Here is a 24031-nt window from a genome sequence, read left to right on the forward strand (position 1 = left end):
CCCGCTCCCACATCTGTTTCGGGCCAGTCAGACCTGTGGCATGGGCGCGCGACCGCCTTGTCTGTCCAACTCGAAATTGAGGCGGCCGCCAAGGGGCCGCGCGCGAATTTGTCAGGAATAATTGGCCCGAAACAGATGTGGGAGCGGGCTTGCCCCGCGAAGCGCCGCGCGGGCGGCGCTCGATCTCCCAGGCGCTAAAAATCTAACGCCCTACACCCGCACGCCCCCAACCCAATTCCCGCCACCCCCCGATGTCCTTTATGATGCCCGCCATGATCAGAGACCCTTTCGAACGACTCGGCCTGGACCGCGAGGTCCTCACCGTCAGCCAGCTCAACGGCCGCGCCCGGGTGCTGCTGGAAGACGTATTCCGCAGCGTCTGGGTGGAAGGCGAGATTTCCAACCTCGCCCGCCCGGCCTCCGGCCACATGTACTTCACCCTCAAGGACAGCGGCGCCCAGGTGCGCTGCGCGCTGTTCCGCCAGAACGCCACGCGGGTCCGCCAGGCCCTGCGTGATGGCCTCGCGGTGCGGGTGCGGGGCAAGGTCTCGCTGTTCGAGGGGCGTGGCGACTATCAGCTGATTCTCGACACCGTCGAACCGGCCGGGGATGGCGCCCTGCGCCTGGCATTCGAGGCCTTGAAAGAAAAACTCGGCGCCGAGGGCCTGTTCAGCGCCGAGCGCAAAAAGCCGCTGCCGGCCCACCCGCAGCGCATCGGCATCATCACCTCGCCCACCGGCGCGGTGATCCGCGACATCATCAGCGTATTCGGCCGCCGCGCCCCGCAGGTCGAACTGAACCTGATCCCTACGGCCGTACAGGGCCGCGAATCCATCGCCCAGATCGTGCGCGCCGTACAACTGGCCGACAGCCTCGGTTTCGATGCACTGATCCTGGCCCGTGGCGGCGGCTCACTGGAAGACCTGTGGAGCTTCAACGAGGAAGCCGTGGCACGTGCCGTGGCCGCCTGTGTCACGCCCATCGTCAGCGCCGTCGGCCATGAGACCGACGTGTCGATCTGCGATTTCGTCGCCGACGTACGCGCCCCCACGCCATCGGCCGCCGCCGAACTGCTGGCCCCCGACAACAGCGGCCTGCAGCAACGCCTCGACGGCCTGCAACGGCGCCTGCTGCTGCGCATGCAAAACCGCCTGAGCCACGACCGCCTGCGCGTGGAATCGCTGGCCCGACGCCTGCGCCATCCGGGTGAGCGCCTGCGCCAGCAAGCCCAGCGCCTGGACGACTTGGACATGCGCCTGCGTCGCGCCTTCCTGAACAACCTCAACCAGCGCCGCGAGCGCCTGGGGCGCCTCGACACGCGCCTGGCCGCGCAACACCCAGGTCGCACCCTGAAGCTGCTCAACCAGCGCCTGGACAGCCTCGCCGAACGCCTGCCCCGGGCCATGCGCGAGGTGCTCAAGGACCGTCGCCAGCGCTTCCAGGCACAACTGCAGACGCTGCAAGTGGTCAGCCCGCTGGCCACCCTCGCCCGCGGCTACAGCATCCTGCTCGATGAGCGTGGCCAGGCCATCCGCAGCGCCGAGCAAACCCACAACGGCCAGCGCCTGACCGCCCGCCTCAATGAAGGCGAACTGCAGGTGCGCGTCGAAGACAACCACCTGACGCCCGTCACCCTCTCACTACTGGACTGACCCATGCCCCGCCTGTTCGCGCCCCTGCTCGCCCTTTCCCTGCTGTTGCTGGCCAGCGGCGCCCAGGCCAGCTATATCACCCGTACCTTGAACAAACCGGTGCCCGGCGGCGTGGCGGTGGTCGATCTAGGGCCCGGCAGCGCAGCGCCAAACGCGCGCTTTGACGGCAAGCCGGTGCTGGTGGTCAAGGAACAGGACAACTGGCTGGCGATCGTCGGCATTCCGCTGACCCAGAAGCCCGGCACCGCGGTGTTGAGCCAAGGTGGCCGCAACCTGCCCTTCACGGTCGGCAGCAAGAACTACCCCGAGCAGCGCATCACCCTGAAGAACACGCGCCAGGTCAACCCAAACCCGGCCGACCTCAAGCGCATCGACCGCGAGCTGGCCGAGCAGATCAAGGCCTACCGCAGCTTCAGCCCGACCCTGCCGAGCAACCTGATCCTCGACAAACCGGTCAGCGGCCCGCTGTCGAGCAAGTTCGGCGTGCGCCGCTTCTTCAACGGCGAAGAGCGCAACCCGCATGCCGGGCTGGACTTCGCCGTACCGGCCGGCACGCCGATCAAGACCCCGGCCAACGGCAAGGTAATCCTGGTGGGTGATTACTTCTTCAACGGCCGCACGGTGTTCGTCGACCACGGCCAGGGCTTCATCAGCATGTTCTGCCACATGTCGAAGATCGATGTGCAGGTTGGCCAACAGCTGCGCCGAGGCGATGTGGTCGGGCGCGTGGGGTCGACCGGGCGGGCGACCGGGCCGCACATGCACTGGAATGTCAGCCTGAATGATGCTCGGGTCGATCCCGCTATCTTCATCGGCGCATTCCAGCCCTGAGATCGGCAGCGCCTGCTTCGCGGGTAAACCCGCTCCTACAGGGATCGCGAAACCCTGTGGGAGCGGGTTTACCCGCGAAGAGGCCGTCACAGTCGACATCACTTCCCCTCTGTTGCGCCATCGAAATATACCGCGCAACAATTCAAAGACCTGAATTAATTTTCAGCGATAAAATCTCGCCACTCAGCTTTTTTTGAGCATTTCTCTCAATTTTTTACGAACACTTGCCATCCCTCACCCCACTGGTTAGGGTTGAGGCATGAAAACCTTCAGCACCCTCATTCTGCTCCGACAACATCGCAGCCTCTGCCTGGTCAGTGCCCGACTACCAGGGTGAATCGCGTCGCCTCGCCTTTTCATCTCGTTATTGCTCGGCAGGCCCGATCTCGGCCGCATACAAAAGGATTGCTTCCATGACCATGCTCAAAGACCCTTCGAAGAAATACCGCGCGTTCCCGACCATCGACCTGCCTGACCGCACCTGGCCGTCGAAAACCATCACTGCAGCGCCGATCTGGTGCAGCTCCGACCTGCGTGATGGCAACCAGTCGCTGATTGAGCCGATGGATTCGGAGAAGAAGCTGCGTTTCTGGAAGACCCTAGTGCAGGTTGGCGTGAAGGAAATCGAAGCCTCGTTCCCGTCCGCTTCGCAAACCGATTTCGACTTCGTACGTACCCTGATCGAAGACGGCCACATCCCGGACGACACCACCATCCAGGTGCTGACCCAGGCCCGTGAAGACCTCATCGCCCGTACGTTCGAATCGCTGCGCGGTGCCAAGAAGGCCATCGTCCACCTGTACAACGCCACCAGCCCGTCGTTCCGCCGCATTGTCTTCAACCAGGACAAGCAAGGCGTGAAAGACATCGCGGTGAACGCGGCCAAACTGTTCGTCAAGTATGCCGCCCAGCAGCCGGAAACCCAGTGGACCTTCCAGTACTCGCCTGAAACCTTCAGCGCCACCGAGCTGGAGTTCGCCAAGGAAGTCTGCGACGCGGTCATCGAGGTGTGGAACCCGACCCCTGAGCACAAGCTGATCCTCAACCTGCCGGCCACCGTAGAAGTCGCCACGCCGAACATCTACGCCGACCAGATCGAGTGGTTCTGCCGCAACATCAGCCGCCGTGACAGCGTGATCATCAGCCTGCACTGCCACAACGACCGCGGCACCGGCATCGCCGCCACCGAACTGGGCCTGATGGCCGGCGCCGATCGCGCCGAAGGCTGCCTGTTCGGCAACGGCGAGCGTACCGGCAACGTCGACCTGGTGACCTTGGCACTGAACCTCTACACCCAAGGCATCGACCCGCAGCTGGACTTCTCCGACATCGACGGCGTGCGCAAAGTCGTCGAAGAGTGCAACCAACTGCCGGTGCACCCACGTCACCCGTACGTGGGCGACCTGGTCCACACCGCGTTCTCCGGCTCGCACCAGGACGCCATCCGCAAGGGCTTCGCCAAGCAACAGGAAGGCGAGCTGTGGGAAGTGCCCTACCTGCCGATCGACCCGGCCGACATCGGCCGCAGCTACGAGGCGGTCATCCGCGTCAACAGCCAGTCGGGCAAAGGCGGCATCACCTACCTGCTCGAGCAGGAATACGGCATCAGCCTGCCGCGCCGCATGCAGATCGAATTCAGCCAAGTGGTACAGGGTGAAACCGACCGCCTCGGCCTGGAAATGACCGCCAAGCAGATCTACAGCCTGCTGCAGAAGGAATACCTCCAGGCCAACGCCCCGTATGCGCTGGTCAGCCACCGCCTGCAGGAAGAAAACGGCCACAGCGCCGTGGAAGTGGAAGTCGCCGGCGAAGGCGAAACCACCCTGCACTGGCGCGGCAAGGGCAATGGCGCCCTGGAAGCCCTGGTGGCCGGCCTGCCGATCGCCGTAGAAATCATGGATTACAACGAGCACGCCATTGGCGCCGGCACCAATGCCAAGGCGGCAGCGTACATCGAGCTGCGCGTAGCCGGCGGCCGCCCGGTTCATGGTGTGGGCATCGATGAAAACATCACCACAGCCAGCTTCAAGGCATTGTTCAGCGCGCTTAACCGCTCGCTGAGCCAGCAGGAAGCCAAAGCGGCCTGATGCGCGTTGTAAAGAAACCGCACCCAGCGTGCGGTTTCTTTTACAGCATCACCCTCACTCAGTATCGGCTGCCAGGCGTATGGTAAGCGCCGTAATTAAATATCCATCGGCCACTATTTCCAGGGAAGTTGTGCCCCTTCATCAAGGCGGCTTCTTGTATCTCACTCCACCCTAATGGCTTCACAGAGTTCGCGCTGGCCACAGTGATAATGGAACTGGTTGCCATCGAGGTCAGAATACAGAGGTCTTCCCTGAATGCCTCACCGCCTATTTGTTTTGTCTTTGCATACTTGAAGTAATCTGCAAGACTCCCAGCCCCCGTGACACAATGGGCATATACCAAATGCATCTGATAAAAACCATAAACTCCAGGTCCTTCAATTTCAATTTTTCGGGAGCGGGCACTTGATTTGCTGATTCCCTCAGTCGCACTAGACGTTAACTTCACCCCCACTGAACTGCCCAAAAAACCAGCACCTAGATTGACTTCAGCTTCCATGGAAGAAGTGAATGCGTAACTGTATCCCTCTACAGTGGAAACTTCCTCAGCATGCGTGACTTTACTGGGTACGCGAGCTATCCCCAGGTACTCAAGATAGGCCAAGATCGGCGTACTGTAGGTACCCCAGTTCTGACTCCCGAGATACATATCCCCATAGACAGTATCGCCAAAAATCCAGCAGCCAGCATTGACTTTTCCATCCCCCCCATATAAATGCTTCTCAATGTCGTAAAGCCCACGCTTGTGAGGGAAATTATCAATCTGCCTGATCATTTCTTTATCAATAAAGCTCATGCAACATCTCCAGTATTCTTACTCAAATGTAACGATTGAATTTCTCAATCTGTCCGACATCAGCGAACGACGTCATATCGCCAGCTGATTCCTGCAGTAGTTTCTGCTTTACTGCACTCCACGACTCAGGCTCGACGCTATCTTCAAGCTTGACTGCCAAGATCCGGTCGAAGCCAAGGGACGACAGCATGATCCGTTGGCTATCAACACTATGAAATGCCTCAGATAGCGTGTGACTGCCCTGAATTTTTTTTAATGACTTATCCACTGCACAATGGGCATACACCATGTGCATTTGATAGACAGAGAAGTGCCCCCCTCCACCCAGGGAAATGTCCTTGAAACAAGCACTTGGCTTCGCCCACAGTTTGTGCGGAGATACACCACTCACAATGCCCGACAGGGCATTGACTCGATCGATGCCCGGACTGACTTTGAAGCCCCCCACCACTTCGGAATAAAACCAGCTACTGAAACCGCATTGATAGGATTGACGATGAACAAAGCCCCCCGAGACGGTGCTTTGCACCATCTCACAATGCGCCAGATACGCATAGACCGGCCGAGTGAAACACTCCAGTGACTCTCCGTGAACATGTATAGCGCCTAGAACCGTATCACCACCTACCAAAACTCCAGACTCGCCTACACTCAAGGAGTAAAGACTTCGCTCTATTTCATACGACCCTTTAAATCTTACTGATGCGTAATCACTCATTACTGACGCTCCGCGATCAAAATTGGCGCATCATCATAGCCATCACTTTATGGCATAAATAATCGGGAAAGAGTTCTCACCCCGTTTAAATAAGCCCCATGAGCAGAGGGCTGACTGCATTAAGATTGAAAGCATCAATGCACTGCACAACAGCAGACATTAAAGAGTTCTTCACTGAATACTGGAAAAGTGTGGCTGCGATTGATTTCTCGCAGGGAAATAGGTGTAGACCACTAAGTCGCTGTCACAGCATCTTCAGCTAAGATGCTTCTTAACACTTAAAAAAGGTTCTTCACGGAATCCCGGGAAAGACAGAAACAAGAACGGCGGCTTGATAGATGATGATTAACTGGGTTCGAGTGGATGAGGCCAACCGCCTGCGGCATGACAAACTTCCACGTAAGCTCATCAAGCAAGCGCAGTGGCATGGCTTGCTGATGGAAGCACTGAAGCAGTTTGCTAAACGTCGGAGGGGCTACTGGCGCGGCATCCTGAGCAGGGTGCGTTTGCCCATGCACACTGGACAGCTAGAAGGGATTAACAACCGGATCAAGGTAAAAAAAGGGGGCGCCGACCAAGCGCCCATAAGCCGTAAAGCACACAACAAACTCAGTTAGCGTCCAACAACGCCATCGCCTCGGCACTGCACGCCTCGATCCGTGCCCAGTCGCCGTTCTTGATCCAGCTGCTGTCGAGCATCCAGGTGCCACCCACGCACATCACGTTGGGCAGCGCCATGTAGTTGCGCACATTGGCCGGGTTTACCCCGCCGGTCGGGCAGAAACGAATGTCGCCAAACGGGCCGCCAAACGCCTTGATCGCCGCCACGCCACCGCTGATTTCCGCCGGGAACAACTTGAACCGGCGATAGCCCAAGGCGTAGCCCATCATGATCTCGGACGGCGTACTGATACCCGGCAGCAGCGGGATATCGCTTTGCACACCGGCTTCGAGAATGTCCTGGGTGATGCCCGGGGTGACGACGAACTGCGCGCCAGCCGCTTCGACTGCCGCGAACATGCTGCGATCGAGCACAGTACCGGCACCAATGCACAGCTCTGGGCGCTGCTCGCGCAGCACCTGAATGGCCTTCAGGCCGTGCTGGGAACGCAGGGTCACCTCAAGGGTACGAATGCCGCCCGCAGCCAAGGCGTCGGCCAGCGGCAGGATGTCTTCCTCACGGGCGATGGTGATCACCGGCAGGATGCGCGCCTTATCGCAGATCGCGTCGATCCGGGCGGCTTTGTCGGCCATCGAGAGCAGAGTCTGTGGGCGTTCAAGGGTGGTCATGACAGTGGATCCTTGGCTCATGGGCACCAGTAGATGTCCAGGGGGTCGTGAAGAAAGGCGCGTATCGGCATTTCGGTAAGGTCTTCGCCAGCCAGCGCGGCGCGCAGGGTAGCGAGTTTGCCCTGGCCTTGCACGGACAGCGCGGTAAACGCGGCACTGGCCAGCAAGGCGCGGGTCATCGACAGGCGCTGGTGTGGCACGCTGGGCGCCAGCATCGGCAGGCAGCGACGGGAGCTGTTTGGGGCCAGGCCTTCGTCCAGGTTGGGGCTGTTCGGGAACAGCGAGGCGGTATGGCCATCGTCACCCATGCCCAGCACCAAAACATCGATGGCGGGCAGGTCTGCCAGCGCCTGGTCGGCGTTGGCGGCGGCGCGTTCAAGATTTTCGGCCTGCTGATACAGGCCCATGAAGCATGCCTTGGCGGCCGCGCCCTTGAGCAAATGGCGGGCCAGCAGGCCGGCATTGCTGTCGGCATGCTCCACCGGCACCCAGCGCTCATCCGCGAGGCTCACGGTGACCTTCGACCAGTCCAGCGCCTCGGCGGCCAAGCGCTCGAGAAACGGCACCGGGCTGCGCCCACCGGACAACACCACGCAGGCCTGGCCTTTGGCGGCAATTGCTGCTCGCAGGCGCTCGGCCACATCCCGGGCCAGCGTTGCGGCCAAGGTCTTGGCATCCGCCAGTTCGTGCGCCTTCACCGCCGCCGGCAGTTGCAGTTCAGATATCGCCATACCACGCCCTCCCATCTCGTGTAATCAGTGCAATCGAGCTCATCGGCCCCCAGGAGCCCGCCGCGTAAGGCTTGGGCGCATCACCTGCGCTTTGCCAGCCGGCGATCAACTGGTCGCACCATTTCCAGGCATATTCGATTTCATCCTTGCGCACGAACAGGTTCTGGTTGCCGCGCATCACCTCGAGCAACAGGCGTTCGTAGGCATCCGGAATCCGCGCGCTGCGCCAGGCATCGGAAAAATTCAGCTGCAACGGGCCGCTGCGCAGTTGCATGCCCTTGTCCAGGCCTTGCTCCTTGGTCATCACCCTTAAAGAAATACCTTCGTCCGGTTGCAGGCGGATGATCAGCTTGTTACCCACCTGCAATCGTTGTTCCGGGGCGAAGATGTAGTGCGGTGTTTCTTTGAAGTGGATGACGATCTGCGACAGCTTCTGCGGCATGCGCTTGCCGGTGCGCAGGTAGAACGGCACGCCCGACCAGCGCCAGTTGCGGATGTCGGCGCGCAGGGCAACGAACGTCTCGGTGTCGCTCTGCGCGTTGGCGTTGTCTTCTTCCAGGTAACCGGGCACCGGTTTGCCGTCGCTGTAACCGGCAATGTACTGGCCACGCACCACACGGGTGCTCAGCCCTTCGCCGGTGATCGGTGCCAGGGCCTTGAGCACCTTGACCTTCTCGTCGCGAATGCTGTCGGCTGAAAGTTCGCTGGGCGGGTCCATGGCGATCAGGCACAACAGCTGCAGCAGGTGGTTCTGGATCATGTCACGCAGCTGGCCGGCCTTGTCGAAATAGCCCCAGCGGCCTTCGATGCCGACCTTTTCGGCGACAGTGATCTCCACATGGGAGATCGAATTCTGGTTCCACTGGGTTTCGAACAGGCTGTTGGCAAAGCGCAGCGCGATCAGGTTCTGCACCGTCTCCTTGCCCAGGTAGTGGTCGATGCGGTACACCCGGTTCTCGGGGAGGAACCGTGCCACGGCATCGTTGACCCGGCGCGACGACTCCAGGTCGTGGCCGATCGGCTTTTCCAGCACCACCCGGGTACGGGAGGCCAGGCCGGCTCTGTCGAGGTTCTCGCAGATGGCGCCATAAACGGCTGCCGCCGTGGCGAAATAGGCAATCAAGGGCAACTCGCCCGGCAATTGCTCAGCCAGCGCCTGGTAGCCCTCGGGCTGGAGAAAATCCAGGTGCTGGTAGCTCAGCCGGCCGAGGAAGCGGCCCAGTGTCGCGGGCTCGAGGTCGGCGTCAGGGACATGCCGGCGCAAATGCGCTTCGATGGTGTTCAGGTGTTCCTGCGCACTGCCGCTCTCGCGGGCCAGCGCCAACAGACGCGTGTCCGGGTGCAGCAGGTCGGCGCGGTCGAGCTGGTAGAGCGCAGGAAACAGCTTGCGCAATGCCAGGTCGCCCAGGGCGCCAAACAGGGCAAAGGTGCAAGGTTCGACACTGATCGCAGCCATGATGTTGGTTCTTTCCTAAAGTTGGTCTAGGAATACCGCTTTCACATACGGTTTTCAAGGGGTAATGTAGTAAAACTAACAACATTACCGACGAGTATTACAGACAAGTGGTGCGCCACACGCACCGACAGTACGATAGACGACCGTGCAAAAGGCCTGCTGCTCCGTCAGCCGGCTGTCTTCCCGACCCAAGGACACACCCATGGACCGCGTGCGAAACCTCCTGGAACAGATCCAGGGACGCCTCGACGAGCTGAACAAGGCCGAACGCAAAGTCGCCGAAGTCATCCTGCTCAACCCACAACAAGCCACCCGGTTCAGCATTGCTGCGCTGGCCCAGGCGGCCAAGGTCAGCGAACCGACCGTCAACCGCTTCTGCCGTTCGTTCGGCGTCAGCGGCTACCCCGAGCTCAAGCTGCAACTGGCGCAGAGCCTGGCCAGTGGCGCTGCCTATGTCAGCCGCGCGGTCGAGGCCGACGATGACCCTGCCGCCTACACCCAGAAGATTTTCGGCAGCGCCATCGCCTCGCTCGACAGTGCCTGCCAGCAACTCGACCCGCAGCAGGTCAGCCGCGCCGTGGACATGATGATCCAGGCCCGGCAGATCCACTTCTTCGGCCTGGGTGCCTCAGCCCCCGTGGCGCTGGACGCCCAGCACAAGTTCTTCCGCTTCAACCTGGCGGTGTCGGCCCACGCCGACGTGTTGATGCAACGCATGTTGGCCTCGGTGGCCCACACCGGCGACCTGTTCGTGATCATCTCCTACACCGGCCGCACCCGTGAGCTGGTCGAGGTGGCACGCGTGGCCCGCGAAAACGGCGCCTCGGTACTGGGCCTGACCGCTGCCGGCTCGCCGCTGGCCCAGGCCTGCAGCCTGAGCCTGCACATTCCGTTGCCAGAAGACACCGACATCTACATGCCGATGACCTCGCGGATCATCCAGCTGACCGTGCTCGACGTGCTGGCCACCGGCATGACCCTGCGCCGCGGCGTGGACTTCCAGCCGCACCTGCGCAAGATCAAGGAAAGCCTCAACGCCAGCCGCTACCCGATCGAGGACGACGAGCTCAACTGAGCCGGTGCGCCTGCAAACGCAAGTGGGCACGCTGCCCCGGGGCCAGGCTGAGGCCCTCGCCACTGCCGCTGGCGGCTTCGACACAGACAAAGCCCAGGCACTCGCGACCGCTCACGCCCATCAGCGGGCGATTGCCCGGGTGCCAGACCACGGTATCGTCGCTGTCACCGGTATCGATGCACAGCTCCCGCTGCCAGGCCGGGTCCTGTAGCTGCACCCGCGGGGTGCCCGGGTACACTTTCTGGCAGCCGCCCTTGAGCTTCAGCGCGCCATCTTCGCGGCAGGCCTGGCGGTTCAGGCGGTCGTAACCTTCGATGTCCTCGAGCCCAGACAGCGCTATCTCGGACACGTCACTGATACGCCAGTACGCCAGCAGCGCATGGCTCAGCTGGCAGGGTTCGCTGTCCTGGTGCTCGGTGCTCAGGCTCAGCTCCATACGGCTGCCCAGCCGCGCATGCAGGTCGACCTGCCAGTCGCACAGGTCCAACCGCCACTTCAGCGTCACACCCTCTTCATCCTCGCGGCTGTCCACCAGCTTCCAGTCGAGCAGGCGCGCCCAACCATGGGCCGGCCACAAGTCTTCGCTAGGGTGACGGCCATACCAGGGCCAGCATACCGGCACACCGCCACGAATGGCGCCCACTTGCGGCCATTGTTCGGCGCACCACAGCCAAGGCCGTTCGCCGGCCGGTTGAAAGTGCAGCAACTGCGCACCCTGCCGGCTGAATACCGCCTGGCAACGGGGGTGGTCGATGATCAGCACATCGCGCTGCTGGTAACGCTCCCACTCGAACGTCGGCCGGGGCCGTTGCGAGGAAAAGAAGCGATGTAGCGGATGTTCGGGCATGGTTCAGAGCTCTTGTTGTTTGAGATAGCGCTGTCTCGGCCTATCCCCGACAACCACTGCAAGCCAGTGGATGCCGGGAGCCGAAAATGGATTGGCGTAAATTTACAACAAATGCCCTCAGAATGACGACTGAATCTTCAAGCCCGCGACCAGCGCGTTGTCCACCTCATCCACCCCACCGGGGCTCTTGATGTACTGAAGGTTCGGGCGCACGGTCAGCCAGTTGGTGACGTGGAAGCCGTAATAGAGCTCGGCGTTGTACTCGGTGCGCTGCAGCGGCACGAAGCCTGGGTTGTCGTAGTCGTTGATGCCGCTCTGGCCATTGAGCAGCTCGGCGCGCTTCTTCACGTCGTCGTTGACGTGGATCCGCGCCACGCCAAAGCCTATGTCATCCTTGGGCCGAGCATCGAAGGCGCCCTTGTACACCAGGCCGACCTGCTGGTAGTTGTCGACCACGTTGGTGGCCTTGTCGTGCACGGTAAAGTTGGCGAACAGGCTGAGGCCACGGTTGACGTCACCGGCGTGGGCCGTGACCTGCTGCTGCGCCACCACCCACCAACCGTGCTTGCTCGAATGCGACTTGAAAGCGGCGCCCGTCAGGGCTTGCGGGTTGCCATTGACGTCGTCGTACACGTCGTCGGCCTTGGCCGTGCTGTAGTAGTAACCCAGGCGGTATTCACCCGGTAGGCCATTAACCTTTGGCGACCACACCGCCTCCACCGGCAGGATCGCACCCTTGGTGCCGCTGCCGCTGAGTTTGAAGCCGTTGCCGGTTTCAAGGTTGGAGGGGTTTTGCTCGAAGGCGCCGACTTGGACGAAGAATTCCGGCGTGATGTTGTACTTGACCCGCAGCGCCCACTGGCTGACCGGCCAGTTATACCAGATGCCCCCCACCCAGTTGCCCACCTGCGAGCCGCAGAACGCCAGGTTCTGGAAGTCGCAGGGGAAGCTGTTGAAGTCCTCGCCTTCGCCGAAGCGGCCGAACTTGACGTCCAGCGCTCCGTCGAAGTACTTCTGCTTGACCCACATCTGCGTCAGACGCCAGGTCTGGCCGCGCCCCCACACTTCCTGCACCGAGCTGAACTGCCCGGCACGCGGGTCGCTGATGCGGTCGTTGGACAGGTTACGGCCGCTGCGCTCGGTGATCGCCAATTTGAATTCGGCATCGTGCCAACCCAGGATCTTCTGCAAGTCCAAGTGCGCGCCAAGGGCAAACTGGTCGCTGTAGCGCGCCGTCTTGTCGTCGTTGTAGCCGCCGTTGAGGTTACCGGCCACTTCGCCGACGTAGTCGAGGGTGAAGTCGTAGCCTTTTTCCAGCAGTTCGGTGCGGGTGCCGCCCCAGTCGCCGGTCATCCATTTTGACTCGCTGGAGAAAGCCTCGGCGGCCTGCGCCCCACTACTGCCCACCACGGCAAGCAAGGCCAATGAGCCCAAGGTCTTGATGCGATTGCGCTGTTCCATCCCTTTGCGTCCTCTTTTTTCTTATTGATGGTGTAGACGATTCAACGGCTCTTGAAGTGAGTCACGTTGTCTTTCACTGAAGCGTTGGCGGTGCTCACGTCCAGGCGCTCACCGCTGGCGGCGTCGAACAGCAGCACCCGCGCCGGGTCGAATTGCAGGTTGAGGCTGTCGCCAACCCGGCACGCCACATCTGGGGCCAGGCGGCAGCAGACCTTGGTCTGGTTGAGGGTGACGAACACCAGCAGGTCAGGCCCGGTGGGCTCGGTCACCTGCACTTCGGCGCGAATGCCGGGCAGGCCGTTGCCCTCCCCCGTGCCCATGGCGATCTGCTCGGGGCGGATGCCGAGGATGATCTCGCGCCCGTCCAATTCATCACTGGCCAGGCCCAAGGGCAGCTCACAGCGCGCCTGGCCGCTGTCGAGCAGCGCCAGCAGGCGCCCCTCTTGCCGGGCCAGGCGAGCTGGGATGAAGTTCATCGGCGGCGAGCCGATGAAACTGGCGACGAACTGGTTGGCCGGGTCGTTGTAGATCTGCTGCGGGGTGCCGAACTGCTGGATGATGCCGTCCTTCATCACCGCCACTTTGTCGCCCAGGGTCATGGCTTCGATTTGGTCGTGGGTGACATACACCGTGGTGGTTTTCAGGCGCTGGTGCATCAGTTTCATTTCGGTGCGCATCTCGACCCGCAGCTTGGCGTCGAGGTTGGAAAGCGGTTCGTCAAACAGGTAGATCTTCGGCCGCCGCGCCAGCGCCCGGCCCATGGCCACACGCTGCTGCTGGCCACCGGACAACTGCGCCGGCTTGCGCGCCAGCAGGTGCTCGATCTGCAGCAGCTTGGCCACCCGCGCCACCTCTTCGTCGATGGCGGCCTGGGGCATCTTGCGAATCTTCAGGCCAAACTCGATGTTCTCGCGCACGCTCATGGTCGGGTACAGCGCGTAGGACTGGAACACCATGGCGATGTCCCGGTCCTTGGGGCTCATGCCGCTGACGTCCTGGTCATCGATGAGGATCGCGCCGCCGCTGATGTGCTCGAGGCCGGCGATGCAGTTCATCAAGGTCGACTTGCCACAGCCCGAAGGGCCGACCAGGATCAGGAACTCGCCGTCCTTGATCGACAGCTGGATGTCCTTGAGGGTGTCCGGCAGGCCGCTGCCGTAGGTCTTGTTCACATTGCGAAGTTCTAGCGTTGCCATGACTTACCCCTTGACGGCGCCGGCGGTGAGGCCGCGGACGAAATACTTGCCTGCCACCACGTAGACCAGCAGGGTTGGCAGGCCGGCGATCATCGCCGCCGCCATGTCGACGTTGTATTCCTTGGCCCCGGTGCTGGTGTTGACCAGGTTATTGAGGGCCACGGTGATCGGTTGCGAGTCGCCGCTGGAGAACACCACGCCGAACAGGAAGTCGTTCCAGATCTGGGTGAACTGCCAGATCAGGCAGACCATGATGATCGGTGTCGACATCGGCAGGATGATGCGGCGGAAAATGGTGAAGAACCCGGCACCGTCCAGGCGCGCGGCCTTGACCAGCGCATCGGGGATGCTCACGTAGAAGTTGCGGAAAAACAGCGTGGTGAAGGCCAGGCCGTAGACCACGTGCACCAGCACCAGGCCACCGGTGGTGCTGGCCAGGCCGAGCTTGCCGAGGGTGAACGAGGCTGGCAGCAGCACGGTCTGGAACGGCAGGAAGCAGCCGAACAACAGCAAACCGAAGAACAGCTGCGAACCGCGGAAGCGCCACATCGACAACACATAGCCATTCAGCGCGCCAATGGCCGTGGAGATCAGCACCGCCGGTACGGTGATCAAGATCGAGTTCCAGAAGTAACCACTGACGGTACCCCAGGCCTTGACCCAGCCAATGCCGCTGACCACCGTCGGCCAGCTCAGCAGGTTGCCGGTGCTGATGTCTTCCGGGGTTTTGAAGCTGGTCAGCAGCATCACCACCAGCGGTACCAGGTACAGCACCACGGCAAGCAGCAGTACCGCGTGGATGGCCAGGCGGCCGAGGCTCAGCGCCGGTTTGTCGGCAGGGCTATGCATGGCGTTTGCTCCGCAGCTCCGAGTACAGGTAAGGCACGAGGATCGCCAGGATCGCCCCGAGCATGAGGATGGCGCTGGCCGAGCCCATGCCCATCTGGCCGCGGCTGAAGGTGAACGAATACATGAACATCGCCGGCAGGTCGGAGGAGTACCCCGGGCCACCGGCGGTCATCGCCGCCACCAGGTCGAAGCTCTTGATGGCGATGTGCGAGAGGATCATCAGCGCACTGAAAAACACCGGGCGCAGGCTTGGCAGCACCACGGTCCAGTAGATGCGCGGCAGGCTGGCGCCGTCCATCTGGGCGGCGCGGATGATCGACTGATCGACGCCACGCAGGCCGGCCAGGAACATCGCCATGATGAAGCCCGAGGCCTGCCATACCGCGGCGATCACCAGGCAGTACACCACCCGGTCAGGGTCGATTAGCCAGTCCAGGCGAAAACCTTCCCAGCCCCAGTCGCGCAGCAGTTTGTCCAGGCCCATGCCGGGGTTGAGCAGCCACTTCCAGGCGGTGCCGGTGACGATCATCGACAGGGCCATGGGGTACAGGTAAATAGTGCGGATGAAGCCTTCGCGGCGGATGCGCTGGTCCAGCAGCACCGCCAGCAACACGCCGATGGCCAGGCTGATGGCGATGAACAGGCCGCCGAACAGCAGCAGGTTCTTGCTCGCCACCCACCAGCGGTCGTTGTCGAACAGCCGCGCGTACTGCGCTAAACCCGCCCACTTGTAGGTGGGCAAGAACGTCGAGGTGGTGAACGACAGCACGAAGGTCCACAGGATGTAGCCGTAGAAGCCGACCAGGACGATGAACATGCTCGGTGCCAGTACCAGTTTGGGTAGCCAGCGCTGGAGAGCGTCCAGGGGTGAGGCCCGCAGTTGGGCGGTGGTTGTGGTCATAGATCACCTTAAAGGCGTTGCTCACTTGTGTAGGAGCGGCCTTGCGTCGCGAAAGGGCTGCGCAGCAGCCCCACGGGCAGCCTGCACGCTCTGTCGGGTTGTCTTTTTCTTGAGGGCCTGGGGCTGCTACGCAGCCCTTCGCGACGCAAGGCCGCTCCTACAAGAGCAATGCGCCTGATTTGGAATTGGCTATTGGGCGGCCTTGATCGCCGCTGCCAGCTTCTTCGCCGCGTCGGCCGGATCGGCCTTGGGGTCGTTGATGTAGTTGGTCACCACATCGAAGAAGGCGCCCTGCACGGCCAGCGTGGTGGCCATGTTGTGCGCCATGCTCGGCTGCAAGCCGCCGGTCTTGGCGTCAGCCAGGAAGTCCTTGGCCGAGGTCTGGGCGCAGGCGTCGAAGCCGTACGCGCCCATGTCGGCGAGCATGTCGTTACGCACCGGGATCGAGCCTTTGTTGGTGCTGAACACCTTCTGGAAGTCCGTACCCAGCACCTTCCTGGCGATGTCCTGCTGGCCGGCCGCCGTGCCGGGGTCCTTCTGCTTGAACACCACCAGCGAGTCGATGTTGTACAGGAAGCCATTGCTCGTGCCGGGGAACGGCACGCACTGATAGTCTTTGCCCGCGACCTTGTTGGCCAAGGTCCACTCGCTCTTGGCCCAGTCACCCATGATCTGCATGCCGGCCTTGCCGTTGATGACCTTGTTCGCCTCCAGGTTCCAGTCCTGGCCTTTGCCGTCAGGGTCCATGTAGGTGGCGATCTTCTTCAGCTCGGTCAACGCCTTGATCATGTCCGGGCCGGTCAGTGTGGCGTTGTCCAAGTCGACCATGGCCTTCTTGTAACCTTCCACGCCCATCACCGAGAGCGCCACGCTTTCGAAGACAGTGCTGTCCTGCCACGGCTGGCCACCGTGGGCGAGCGGGATGAAGCCGGCCGCCTTGAGCTTGTCGGCAGCGGCGTAGAATTCGTCGAGGGTCGCGGGCGCTTTTTCGATGCCGGCCTTTTTGAAGACCTCAGGGTTGATCCACAGCCAGTTGGTGCGGTGGATGTTGACCGGCACCGCGACGTAGTCACCGTCGTACTTGACGACGTTAGCGACTTTCTGGTCGAGCAGGCTGTCCCATTTTTCGTCCTTGGCCACGTCCTTCAGCACGTCGCTGTCGAGCAGGCCGGTCGCGGCCCAGTCCTGGATATCGGGGCCTTTGATCTGCGCGACACCTGGCGGGTTGCCGGCCACCGCGCGGCTTTTCAGCACGGTCATGGCCGTGGCACCGCCACCGCCGGCAACTGCACCGTCCTTCCAGGTAAAACCATCTTTCTCGACTTGCGCCTTGAGCACATCGACAGCGGCCTTTTCACCGCCAGAGGTCCACCAGTGCACGACCTCGACATTGCCTTTGGCATCGGCAGCGAGGGCGCTGAGCGGGAACAGAGAAGCGAGGGAAATCGCGGCAGCGAGACGGAGCGTGGAATTCATCGAAGCACCTTTCTTGTTGTTATGCCGTGCAAGTCGGTCGCTTGCGTTGCATGCAGTCTAAGCGGCGTGGCCGACGCGCCAGGTAACGAAGCGATGCGCGAATGTCATCGTTTGGTGACATTCGCGGGGATACCCGCACACACGCTCACTCCAGCCCTCGCGGCAGATACAACGTGACCCGCAAACCACCCTCGCGCAGGTTGAGCAAGCTCACTTCACCGCCATGGCTATGGGCGATGTTGCGCGCAATCCCCAAGCCCAACCCGTACCCCTGCTGCTGCCCGGCCAGCCTGAAGTGCGGCTCGAACACCTGCTCCATCTGCTGCTGCGGCACCCCCGGCCCGTGGTCATCGACCTGCAGGACAAAGCCCTCAGCGCTGTCGATGACCCGCAACCGCGCGCGCTCGCCGTACTTGATGGCGTTGTCGATCAGGTTGCCGATGCAGCGGCGCAACGCCAGCGGCTTGCCCGGGTAGGGCGCCAGCGCTTGGCCCTCCACCGTGATGCGGCCATCGCCAAGGAAAGGCTCAGCCAGGATGTCCAGCACCTGGTTAAGGTCGACCGGCTCGATGTTCTCGTGGATATCGGTGTCTTTCACACACTGCAACGCGCCTTTGACCAACAGCTCCAGCTCATCCAGGTCCTGGCTGAACTTGGCCTGCAGGCGCTCGTCTTCCAGCAGTTCGACGCGCAGGCGCAAGCGCGTGATGGGCGTGCGCAGGTCATGGGAAATAGCGCTGAACAGCTGGCTGCGTTCGGTCAGGTAGCGGCTGATACGCTCGCGCATGCTGTTGAAGGCCCGGCCGACTTCAACCACCTCGCTGCCCCCGCCTTCGGCCACGGGGGCCACATCGGCGCCTAGCGACAACTCCCGCGCAGCGCGCGCCAGGCGCTTGAGTGGCCAGCTTTGCCAGTGCACCAACAGGCCGATGAACAGCAACAGCAAGGCGGTGGTGAGCACGATGAAACCGATCTGCTGGCGGGGCAGGCGCTCGGCCTCAAGGCCGGTGTAGGGCTCAGGCAGCAGCGAGGCGATGTACAGCCACTCGCCCTCGCCCAGGCGGATCTGTGTCACCAGTACGGGTGGGTTGAGCGGCTCTAGGGTCAGCGAATAATGCGCCCAGGAACGTGGCAGCTCATCGAGTTTCAGGCCACTGTTGAAAATGCGCAGGTCATCGGGGGCGACGAACGCCACGCTGACTTCCATCTGCGGCCCCAAGCGTTCGTGCAGCACCTGCTGGAACACCTCGATCACCGCCTGCTTGCGTGGGGTGACGGGCAGCACCGGCATGTCCAGCGGCTTGTCGTTGAGCGACACGAAAAAGCGCGTGCCACCCATGCTGCGCAACTGGTCGAGCACCATCGGCCGGTAGGCCACGGGCAGCGAGCGGAAGTAGCTGACGCTGGCACTCATCGAATGGGCCAGGCTGCTGGCACTGGCGCGCAGGCCTTGCAGCTGGCTGGCACGCAATTGAGCGACCCAGATGACGCTGGACAAGCCTTGGGCCAGCAGCACCACCAGCAAGGTAAGCAGCAGCATGCGCCCCAGCAGCGAGCGAGGCAGCAGGCGCCAGCGCCGCTCAGGAAGCGCAGCAGACATGGGCAGCCAGCAGGTAGCCACTGCCACGCACGGTGCGAATCAGCCGTGGTGGTTTTTCGGTGTCGCGCAGACGCTGGCGCAGGCGGCTGACCGCCATGTCGACGATACGGTCCAGCGGCATCGGTTCACGCCCCCGGGTGGCATTGCCGATGGTGTCGCGGTCGAGGATTTGCTGGGGGTGATCGAGAAACAGTTTCAGCAGGGCGAAATCGGCACCCGACAGGATCACCTCTTCGCCATCGCGGTGAAACAGGCGGTGGCTGACCGTGTCCAGGCGCCAGTCATCGAAGGCCAGCACGGCGCTGCTCGGCGCCGCCTGGCCGAACTCGGCACGGCGCAGCAAGGCCTTGATCCGCGCCTGCAGTTCACGCGGGCTGAACGGTTTGCCGAGGTAGTCGTCGGCGCCCAGCTCCAGGCCGATGACCCGGTCGGCTTCGTCAGAGCTGGCGGTGAGCATGATGATCGGCACCCGCGCTTGACGCGGGTGTTGACGCACCCAGCGGCATAGGCTGAAGCCATCTTCATCGGGCAGCATCACATCGAGAATGACCAGGTCGCAGGGCGTGTTTTCCAGGGCCTGACGAAAGCCCCGCCCGTCGGCCTCGGCGTGTACCTGGAAGCCGGAGCGGCTCAGGTAGGTTTGCAGCAGTTCGCGGATTTCCTGGTCGTCGTCGACCATCAGGATCGATTTTCCGGCAGTGCTCAAGATGGTCCGTCCTCTTGTTGTGTGCAGGTCTTTTTGCCTGCTGTCGGGTATTGCCATTGGGGCTGCTTTGCAGCCCTTCGCAGCACAAGGCTGCTCCTACAGGAACCACGCCATCAATGATCCAGCGCCATCCTGTACGAAGGGCAGCAAAGCGCCCCATCAATAATCCAGCGCCATCCTGTAGGAGCAGCCTTGTGCTGCGAAGGGCCGCAAAGCGGCCCCATCAGTGATCCAGCGCCTGCTGCAACGCCACCCCGGCCCCCAGCAGCCCCGAAAACTCAGCCGTCACCAACCACACCGGCACCCCGGCAAAATACCCACTCATGCAGCCCTTGTCGGCAAAGCTCGTGGCAAACCCACTGCGCAGGAACAGCTCGGCAAACCGAGGGATCACCCCCCCGACAATATAAACCCCACCGCGCGCGCCCAAGGTCAGCACATTGTTGCCCGCCACCCGGCCCAGGAAGCGGCAAAACTGCTCGACCACCGCCAACGCCCGCGGCTCACCGCCCAGGGCGGCATCGGTAATCTGCGCCGGGGTCTTGTGCCGCGGTATGTCGCCATCCAGCGCGCACAGGGCTTGATACAAGCGCACCAGGCCTCCGCCACTGAGCACGGTCTCGGCACTGACATGGCCAATCTGGCTGTGAATCTGTTGGTGGATCGCGGCCTCGCGGGCATTGCCCACCGGCAGGTCGACATGCCCACCTTCACCGGGTAGCGCCTGCCAGTGCTGCTCGCCAAGGCGCAGCAGGCTGCCGACACCCAGCCCGGTACCGGGCCCGATTACCAGCGCAGGCCGCAGCGGGTCGGCATGGCCAGGGCACACCTCGTGAAACTCGCCCGCTTGCAGGCGGGTCATGCCCAGCGCCATGGCCGAGAAGTCGTTGATCAGCATCAGCCGCTCGACCTGCAGCGTGCTGCAGAACGCACGGCGGCTCAGGCGCCAATGGTTGTTGGTGAAGCGAAACTCATCGCCATCGACCGGCCCGGCCACCGCCAGGCACACCGCCGACAGGCCACCCCGGGCAATGCCCTGATCCTTCAGGTAGGCCTCGATGGCCTGCTCAGGGCTTGTGTAGTCCGCGGTGGCGAATACCTTCACCTGGTACAGCTGGTTGTCACGCCACAACGCAAAACGGGCATTGGTGCCACCGATGTCGCCAACCAGCAAGTCCTTCATTTGAGGTTCTCCAAAGCCGAGGTAAAGGCGCTGGCGCCCTGCTCGGCCGGGCTGAACGCCATGCGCATGAAGCCGAACAGCTCGCGCCCGCAACCCAGGTCATTGCCTTGGGGGGCGGGTGGCAGGTCACGGCTGGCCAGTTCTTCGGCCGATACCTTCACCTGCAGCGTGCCGGCAACGCCATCGACCCGCACGATATCACCCTCGCGCACGCGCGCCAGCGGGCCGCCATCGTAAGCTTCGGGGCACACGTGGATGGCGGCCGGGATCTTGCCCGACGCGCCCGACATGCGCCCATCGGTCACCAGCGCCACTTTGTAGCCGCGGTCCTGCAGCACACCCAGGAACGGCGTCAGCTTGTGCAGCTCGGGCATGCCGTTGCAACGCGGCCCCTGGAAGCGCACCACGGCGACGAAGTCGCGCTCCAGCTCACCGGCCTTGAAGGCATCGGCCAGCGACTGCTGGTCGTGGAAGATCCGCGCCGGGGCCTCCACCACCTGGTGTTCGGGGGCAACGGCGGAGACTTTCATCACACCACGCCCCAGGTTGCCTTCCATCACCCGCAGGCCGCCTTCGGCTGAGAACGGCCGCGCCACTGGGCGCAGAATGCTTTCGTCCAGGCTCTGCGTCGGCCCTTCGCGCCAGACCAGCTTGCCGTTGTCGAGGAACGGCTCTTGGGTATAACGGCGCAAGCCATGGCCTGCCACGGTGTTGACGTCTTCGTGCAGCAGGCCGGCATCGAGCAGCTCGCGAATCAGGAAAGCCATACCGCCGGCGGCCTGGAAGTGGTTGATGTCGGCCTTGCCGTTGGGGTAGACGTGAGACAACGTCGGCACCACTTCCGACAGGTCGGCCATGTCTTGCCAGGTCAACTGGATGCCTGCCGCCTGGGCGATCGCCGGCATGTGCAAGGTATGGTTGGTGGAGCCGCCGGTGGCGTGCAAGGCGACGATCGAATTGACCAGCGCCTTCTCTTCGACGATCTCGCCCAGCGGCATGAAGCTGCCACTGGCCTTGGTCATGCGCGTGACCTGCTGCGCCGCCTCGGCGGTGAGCGCGTCACGCAATGGCGTGTAAGGGTTGACGAACGAGGCGCCCGGCAGGTGCAGCCCCATCACTTCCATCACCAGCTGGTTGGTGTTGGCGGTGCCGTAGAAGGTGCAGGTGCCTGGGCTGTGGTAGGAGTTCATCTCCGATTCCAGCAGTTCTTCGCGGCTGGCCTTGCCTTCGGCGTAGCGCTGGCGCACGTCGGCCTTCTGCTTGTTGGAGATGCCCGACAGCATCGGGCCACCTGGCACGAAAATGGTCGGCAAGTGCCCGAAGCGCAGCGCACCCATCATCAGGCCGGGGACGATCTTGTCGCAGATGCCGAGCATCAGCGCGGCGTCGAACATGTTGTGCGACAGGGCAACAGCGGTGGACATGGCGATCACTTCACGGCTGGCAATGGCCAGCTCCATGCCCGGCTCGCCCTGGGTCACGCCATCGCACATGGCCGGCACCCCGCCGGCGAACTGGCCAACCGAGCCGACGTCGCGCAGGGCCTGTTTGATTTGTTCGGGGAAGTGCTGGTACGGCTGGTGGGCCGAGAGCATGTCGTTGTAGGCGGAGACGATGGCGACGTTGGCCGCGTTCATCAGGCGCAGGCTCTGCTTGTCCTGCGCGCCGCAACCGGCGACGCCGTGGGCGAAGTTGGCGCACTGCAAGCTGGCACGCATGGGTCCGTCACTGGCCGCGCCGCGAATCAGCTGCAGGTAGCGTTCACGGGTGGCACGGCTGCGTTCGACCAGCCGTTGGGTGACCTCAAGGATGCGCGGGTGCATGTACTGGACTCCAGGCTAACTGTAGGGGCGGCTTACCGGGCATTTCCCCTCCAAACGATTGCGACCTAGGCTCTAGGAAAGGGCCTGGAGGTCTCGCTGGGGTGGCCTGCCCGACCACTCGTTGTATGTTTAAACAAAATACTGCCACTAAAAAGGCTTGTTTTCTATCTGATAGTGAATAATCTTGTAATTCCAACAACAAAACCGTTTCAGTGAAGCCCCTTTGTGCCACAGGCCTCACTCGAACCGCCAGAGGTAATGCCATGACCCTTCGCATCGCCATCAATGGATTCGGCCGCATTGGGCGTAATGTCCTCCGCGCACTGTATACCCAAGGCTACCGCCAGGACCTGCAGGTCGTCGCCATCAACGACCTGGGTGACAGCGCCATGAACGCCCATCTGCTCAAGTACGACAGCGTGCACGGCACCTTCGACGCCAGCGTCGAAGCCGATCATGAAAGCCTGACGGTCAATGGCGACCGCATCGCAGTCAGTGCCATCCGCAACCCGGCCGAATTGCCCTGGAAGGCCGAAGCGATCGACGTGGTGTTCGAATGCACCGGGCTGTTTACCGAACGCGCCAAGGCCGCCGCGCACCTCGCCGCCGGGGCTGGCAAAGTGATCGTCTCGGCGCCAGCCAAAGGTGCCGATGCCACCGTGGTGTACGGGGTCAACCACGACGTGCTGCGCGCTTCGCACCAGATCATTTCCAACGCCTCCTGCACCACCAACTGCCTGGCGCCCATCGCCCAGGTGCTGCACCGCGAGTTCGGCATCGAGCAGGGCCTGATGACCACCATCCATGCCTACACCAACGACCAGGTACTCACCGACGTCTACCACAGCGACCCCTACCGGGCGCGCTCGGCCACCCAGTCGATGATCCCGAGCAAGACCGGCGCCGCCGAAGCCGTGGGCCTGGTGCTGCCGGAGCTGGCCGGCAAGCTGACCGGCATGGCGGTACGGGTACCGGTGATCAACGTGTCGCTGGTGGACCTCACCGTCAACCTCAAGCGCGAAGCCAGCGCCGACGAGGTCAACCAACTGTTCCTGGAGGCCAGCCGGCATTCCAGAGTATTGGGCTACAACGCGTTGCCTTTGGTTTCCTGTGATTTCAACCACAACCCGTTATCGTCGATCTTCGATGCCAACCATACCCGGGCCAATGGGCGGATGCTCAAGGTGCTGGCCTGGTATGACAATGAATGGGGCTTCTCTAACCGGATGCTGGATAACTGCCTGGCGTTGTGCAGCGCCCAGTAACCCAGCGGCATACGTTTCCCTGTAGAAGCAGCCTTGTGCTGCGAAGAGGCCGGTACAGCCCAGCATTTTCGGTGCGTCTACCGGCCTC

21 protein-coding genes are annotated in these 24031 nt (G+C 62.4%); 6 read left to right on the top strand and 15 right to left on the bottom strand.

What is annotated here, in order from left to right:
- Nucleotides 1-272: 272 nt before the first annotated feature.
- The 3 genes from xseA (at nucleotide 273) to leuA (ending at nucleotide 4570) form a co-directional block, all read left to right on the top strand.
- Nucleotides 273-1652 carry an exodeoxyribonuclease VII large subunit gene (gene xseA, locus OO306_RS24355; protein WP_099428432.1) on the top strand — a complete coding sequence of 460 codons (1380 nt, stop codon included), beginning with the start codon at nucleotides 273-275 and terminating at the stop codon, nucleotides 1650-1652.
- A 3-nt stretch (nucleotides 1653-1655) separates the two neighbouring features.
- Nucleotides 1656-2483, top strand: a complete 828-nt coding sequence (locus OO306_RS24360) for a M23 family metallopeptidase (RefSeq protein WP_265970109.1) — start codon at nucleotides 1656-1658, stop codon at nucleotides 2481-2483.
- A 413-nt stretch (nucleotides 2484-2896) separates the two neighbouring features.
- A complete protein-coding gene (leuA, locus tag OO306_RS24365; protein WP_085272692.1) occupies nucleotides 2897-4570 on the top strand; it encodes a 2-isopropylmalate synthase in 1674 nt (557 codons plus the stop codon).
- Between the two features lie 58 nt (nucleotides 4571-4628).
- Here the strand turns inward: leuA and OO306_RS24370 are convergent, their stop codons facing one another.
- Together OO306_RS24370 and OO306_RS24375 are read right to left on the bottom strand one after the other, a co-directional pair.
- Nucleotides 4629-5366 carry a monalysin family beta-barrel pore-forming toxin gene (locus OO306_RS24370; RefSeq protein WP_265970111.1) on the bottom strand — a complete coding sequence of 246 codons (738 nt, stop codon included), beginning with the start codon at nucleotides 5364-5366 and terminating at the stop codon, nucleotides 4629-4631.
- Between the two features lie 22 nt (nucleotides 5367-5388).
- A complete protein-coding gene (locus OO306_RS24375) occupies nucleotides 5389-6084 on the bottom strand; it encodes a monalysin family beta-barrel pore-forming toxin (RefSeq protein ID WP_265970112.1) in 696 nt (231 codons plus the stop codon).
- Between the two features lie 338 nt (nucleotides 6085-6422).
- Here OO306_RS24375 and OO306_RS24380 point away from each other — a divergent pair, with 338 nt between their 5' ends.
- Entirely contained in the window at nucleotides 6423-6701 is a 279-nt protein-coding gene (locus OO306_RS24380; RefSeq protein ID WP_265970113.1) for a transposase, read from the top strand.
- Here OO306_RS24380 and OO306_RS24385 read toward each other — a convergent pair.
- Genes OO306_RS24385 through zwf form a run of 3 tightly spaced genes read right to left on the bottom strand, consistent with a single transcriptional unit; the run spans nucleotide 6694 to nucleotide 9561 of the window.
- Complete coding sequence (locus OO306_RS24385; protein WP_027595673.1) at nucleotides 6694-7374, bottom strand: bifunctional 4-hydroxy-2-oxoglutarate aldolase/2-dehydro-3-deoxy-phosphogluconate aldolase; 681 nt, start codon at nucleotides 7372-7374, stop codon at nucleotides 6694-6696. The two genes, OO306_RS24380 and OO306_RS24385, sit on opposite strands and share 8 nt — an antisense overlap.
- 17 nt (nucleotides 7375-7391) lie before the next feature.
- Nucleotides 7392-8105 carry a 6-phosphogluconolactonase gene (gene pgl, locus OO306_RS24390; RefSeq protein ID WP_265970114.1) on the bottom strand — a complete coding sequence of 238 codons (714 nt, stop codon included), beginning with the start codon at nucleotides 8103-8105 and terminating at the stop codon, nucleotides 7392-7394.
- Entirely contained in the window at nucleotides 8092-9561 is a 1470-nt protein-coding gene (gene zwf, locus OO306_RS24395; RefSeq protein ID WP_265970115.1) for a glucose-6-phosphate dehydrogenase, read from the bottom strand. The genes pgl and zwf overlap by 14 nt, the downstream gene beginning before the upstream one ends.
- Before the next feature lie 211 nt (nucleotides 9562-9772).
- Here zwf and hexR point away from each other — a divergent pair, with 211 nt between their 5' ends.
- Nucleotides 9773-10636, top strand: a complete 864-nt coding sequence (gene hexR / locus OO306_RS24400) for a DNA-binding transcriptional regulator HexR (RefSeq protein ID WP_172960401.1) — start codon at nucleotides 9773-9775, stop codon at nucleotides 10634-10636.
- Here the strand turns inward: hexR and OO306_RS24405 are convergent.
- From OO306_RS24405 to edd, 10 genes are all read right to left on the bottom strand, one after another.
- Nucleotides 10629-11483 (bottom strand): D-hexose-6-phosphate mutarotase, encoded by an 855-nt coding sequence (locus OO306_RS24405; protein ID WP_027595669.1) that lies wholly within the window; start codon nucleotides 11481-11483, stop codon nucleotides 10629-10631. The two genes, hexR and OO306_RS24405, sit on opposite strands and share 8 nt — an antisense overlap.
- Nucleotides 11484-11600: 117 nt before the next feature.
- The gene (locus OO306_RS24410; RefSeq protein ID WP_099428426.1) at nucleotides 11601-12944 is read right to left on the bottom strand and encodes a carbohydrate porin; all 1344 of its coding nucleotides are present in this window, start codon (nucleotides 12942-12944) and stop codon (nucleotides 11601-11603) included.
- Nucleotides 12945-12985: 41 nt separating this feature from the next.
- Nucleotides 12986-14140, bottom strand: a complete 1155-nt coding sequence (locus OO306_RS24415) for an ABC transporter ATP-binding protein (protein WP_265970116.1) — start codon at nucleotides 14138-14140, stop codon at nucleotides 12986-12988.
- 3 nt (nucleotides 14141-14143) lie between these two features.
- Nucleotides 14144-14989 carry a carbohydrate ABC transporter permease gene (locus tag OO306_RS24420; protein ID WP_099428424.1) on the bottom strand — a complete coding sequence of 282 codons (846 nt, stop codon included), beginning with the start codon at nucleotides 14987-14989 and terminating at the stop codon, nucleotides 14144-14146.
- Nucleotides 14982-15890 (bottom strand): carbohydrate ABC transporter permease, encoded by a 909-nt coding sequence (locus OO306_RS24425; RefSeq protein WP_027595665.1) that lies wholly within the window; start codon nucleotides 15888-15890, stop codon nucleotides 14982-14984. The genes OO306_RS24420 and OO306_RS24425 overlap by 8 nt, the downstream gene beginning before the upstream one ends.
- Before the next feature lie 189 nt (nucleotides 15891-16079).
- Nucleotides 16080-17366 (bottom strand): ABC transporter substrate-binding protein, encoded by a 1287-nt coding sequence (locus tag OO306_RS24430; RefSeq protein WP_265970117.1) that lies wholly within the window; start codon nucleotides 17364-17366, stop codon nucleotides 16080-16082.
- Between the two features lie 145 nt (nucleotides 17367-17511).
- Entirely contained in the window at nucleotides 17512-18966 is a 1455-nt protein-coding gene (locus OO306_RS24435; RefSeq protein ID WP_265970118.1) for an ATP-binding protein, read from the bottom strand.
- On the bottom strand, nucleotides 18947-19672 hold the full coding sequence (gene gltR, locus OO306_RS24440; RefSeq protein ID WP_186675702.1) for a two-component system response regulator GltR: 726 nt from the start codon (nucleotides 19670-19672) through the stop codon (nucleotides 18947-18949). The genes OO306_RS24435 and gltR overlap by 20 nt, the downstream gene beginning before the upstream one ends.
- 223 nt (nucleotides 19673-19895) lie before the next feature.
- Entirely contained in the window at nucleotides 19896-20855 is a 960-nt protein-coding gene (locus tag OO306_RS24445) for a glucokinase (protein ID WP_265970119.1), read from the bottom strand.
- Nucleotides 20852-22678, bottom strand: a complete 1827-nt coding sequence (gene edd / locus OO306_RS24450) for a phosphogluconate dehydratase (protein WP_265970120.1) — start codon at nucleotides 22676-22678, stop codon at nucleotides 20852-20854. Before edd ends, OO306_RS24445 begins: the two co-directional genes overlap by 4 nt.
- A gap of 263 nt (nucleotides 22679-22941) precedes the next feature.
- Here edd and gap point away from each other — a divergent pair, with 263 nt between their 5' ends.
- A complete protein-coding gene (gene gap, locus OO306_RS24455) occupies nucleotides 22942-23943 on the top strand; it encodes a type I glyceraldehyde-3-phosphate dehydrogenase (RefSeq protein ID WP_027595659.1) in 1002 nt (333 codons plus the stop codon).
- Nucleotides 23944-24031 lie beyond the last annotated feature (88 nt).

Origin of the sequence: Pseudomonas sp. DCB_AW, assembly GCF_026240895.1 — a bacterium.
In the GTDB taxonomy this organism is placed as follows: Bacteria; Pseudomonadota; Gammaproteobacteria; order Pseudomonadales; family Pseudomonadaceae; genus Aquipseudomonas; species Aquipseudomonas kermanshahensis.

What these genes read in the sequence shown, in the direction of transcription:
- xseA (WP_099428432.1), top strand. Translation starts at nt 273, where the DNA reads ATGATCAGAGACCCTTTCGAACGACTCGGCCTGGACCGCGAGGTCCTC.
- OO306_RS24360 (WP_265970109.1), top strand. Translation starts at nt 1,656, where the DNA reads ATGCCCCGCCTGTTCGCGCCCCTGCTCGCCCTTTCCCTGCTGTTGCTG.
- leuA (WP_085272692.1), top strand. Translation starts at nt 2,897, where the DNA reads ATGACCATGCTCAAAGACCCTTCGAAGAAATACCGCGCGTTCCCGACC.
- OO306_RS24370 (WP_265970111.1), bottom strand. Translation starts at nt 5,366, where the DNA reads ATGAGCTTTATTGATAAAGAAATGATCAGGCAGATTGATAATTTCCCT.
- OO306_RS24375 (WP_265970112.1), bottom strand. Translation starts at nt 6,084, where the DNA reads ATGAGTGATTACGCATCAGTAAGATTTAAAGGGTCGTATGAAATAGAG.
- OO306_RS24380 (WP_265970113.1), top strand. Translation starts at nt 6,423, where the DNA reads ATGATGATTAACTGGGTTCGAGTGGATGAGGCCAACCGCCTGCGGCAT.
- OO306_RS24385 (WP_027595673.1), bottom strand. Translation starts at nt 7,374, where the DNA reads ATGACCACCCTTGAACGCCCACAGACTCTGCTCTCGATGGCCGACAAA.
- pgl (WP_265970114.1), bottom strand. Translation starts at nt 8,105, where the DNA reads ATGGCGATATCTGAACTGCAACTGCCGGCGGCGGTGAAGGCGCACGAA.
- zwf (WP_265970115.1), bottom strand. Translation starts at nt 9,561, where the DNA reads ATGGCTGCGATCAGTGTCGAACCTTGCACCTTTGCCCTGTTTGGCGCC.
- OO306_RS24405 (WP_027595669.1), bottom strand. Translation starts at nt 11,483, where the DNA reads ATGCCCGAACATCCGCTACATCGCTTCTTTTCCTCGCAACGGCCCCGG.
- OO306_RS24410 (WP_099428426.1), bottom strand. Translation starts at nt 12,944, where the DNA reads ATGGAACAGCGCAATCGCATCAAGACCTTGGGCTCATTGGCCTTGCTT.
- OO306_RS24415 (WP_265970116.1), bottom strand. Translation starts at nt 14,140, where the DNA reads ATGGCAACGCTAGAACTTCGCAATGTGAACAAGACCTACGGCAGCGGC.
- OO306_RS24420 (WP_099428424.1), bottom strand. Translation starts at nt 14,989, where the DNA reads ATGCATAGCCCTGCCGACAAACCGGCGCTGAGCCTCGGCCGCCTGGCC.
- OO306_RS24425 (WP_027595665.1), bottom strand. Translation starts at nt 15,890, where the DNA reads ATGACCACAACCACCGCCCAACTGCGGGCCTCACCCCTGGACGCTCTC.
- OO306_RS24430 (WP_265970117.1), bottom strand. Translation starts at nt 17,366, where the DNA reads ATGAATTCCACGCTCCGTCTCGCTGCCGCGATTTCCCTCGCTTCTCTG.
- OO306_RS24435 (WP_265970118.1), bottom strand. Translation starts at nt 18,966, where the DNA reads ATGTCTGCTGCGCTTCCTGAGCGGCGCTGGCGCCTGCTGCCTCGCTCG.
- OO306_RS24445 (WP_265970119.1), bottom strand. Translation starts at nt 20,855, where the DNA reads ATGAAGGACTTGCTGGTTGGCGACATCGGTGGCACCAATGCCCGTTTT.
- edd (WP_265970120.1), bottom strand. Translation starts at nt 22,678, where the DNA reads ATGCACCCGCGCATCCTTGAGGTCACCCAACGGCTGGTCGAACGCAGC.
- gap (WP_027595659.1), top strand. Translation starts at nt 22,942, where the DNA reads ATGACCCTTCGCATCGCCATCAATGGATTCGGCCGCATTGGGCGTAAT.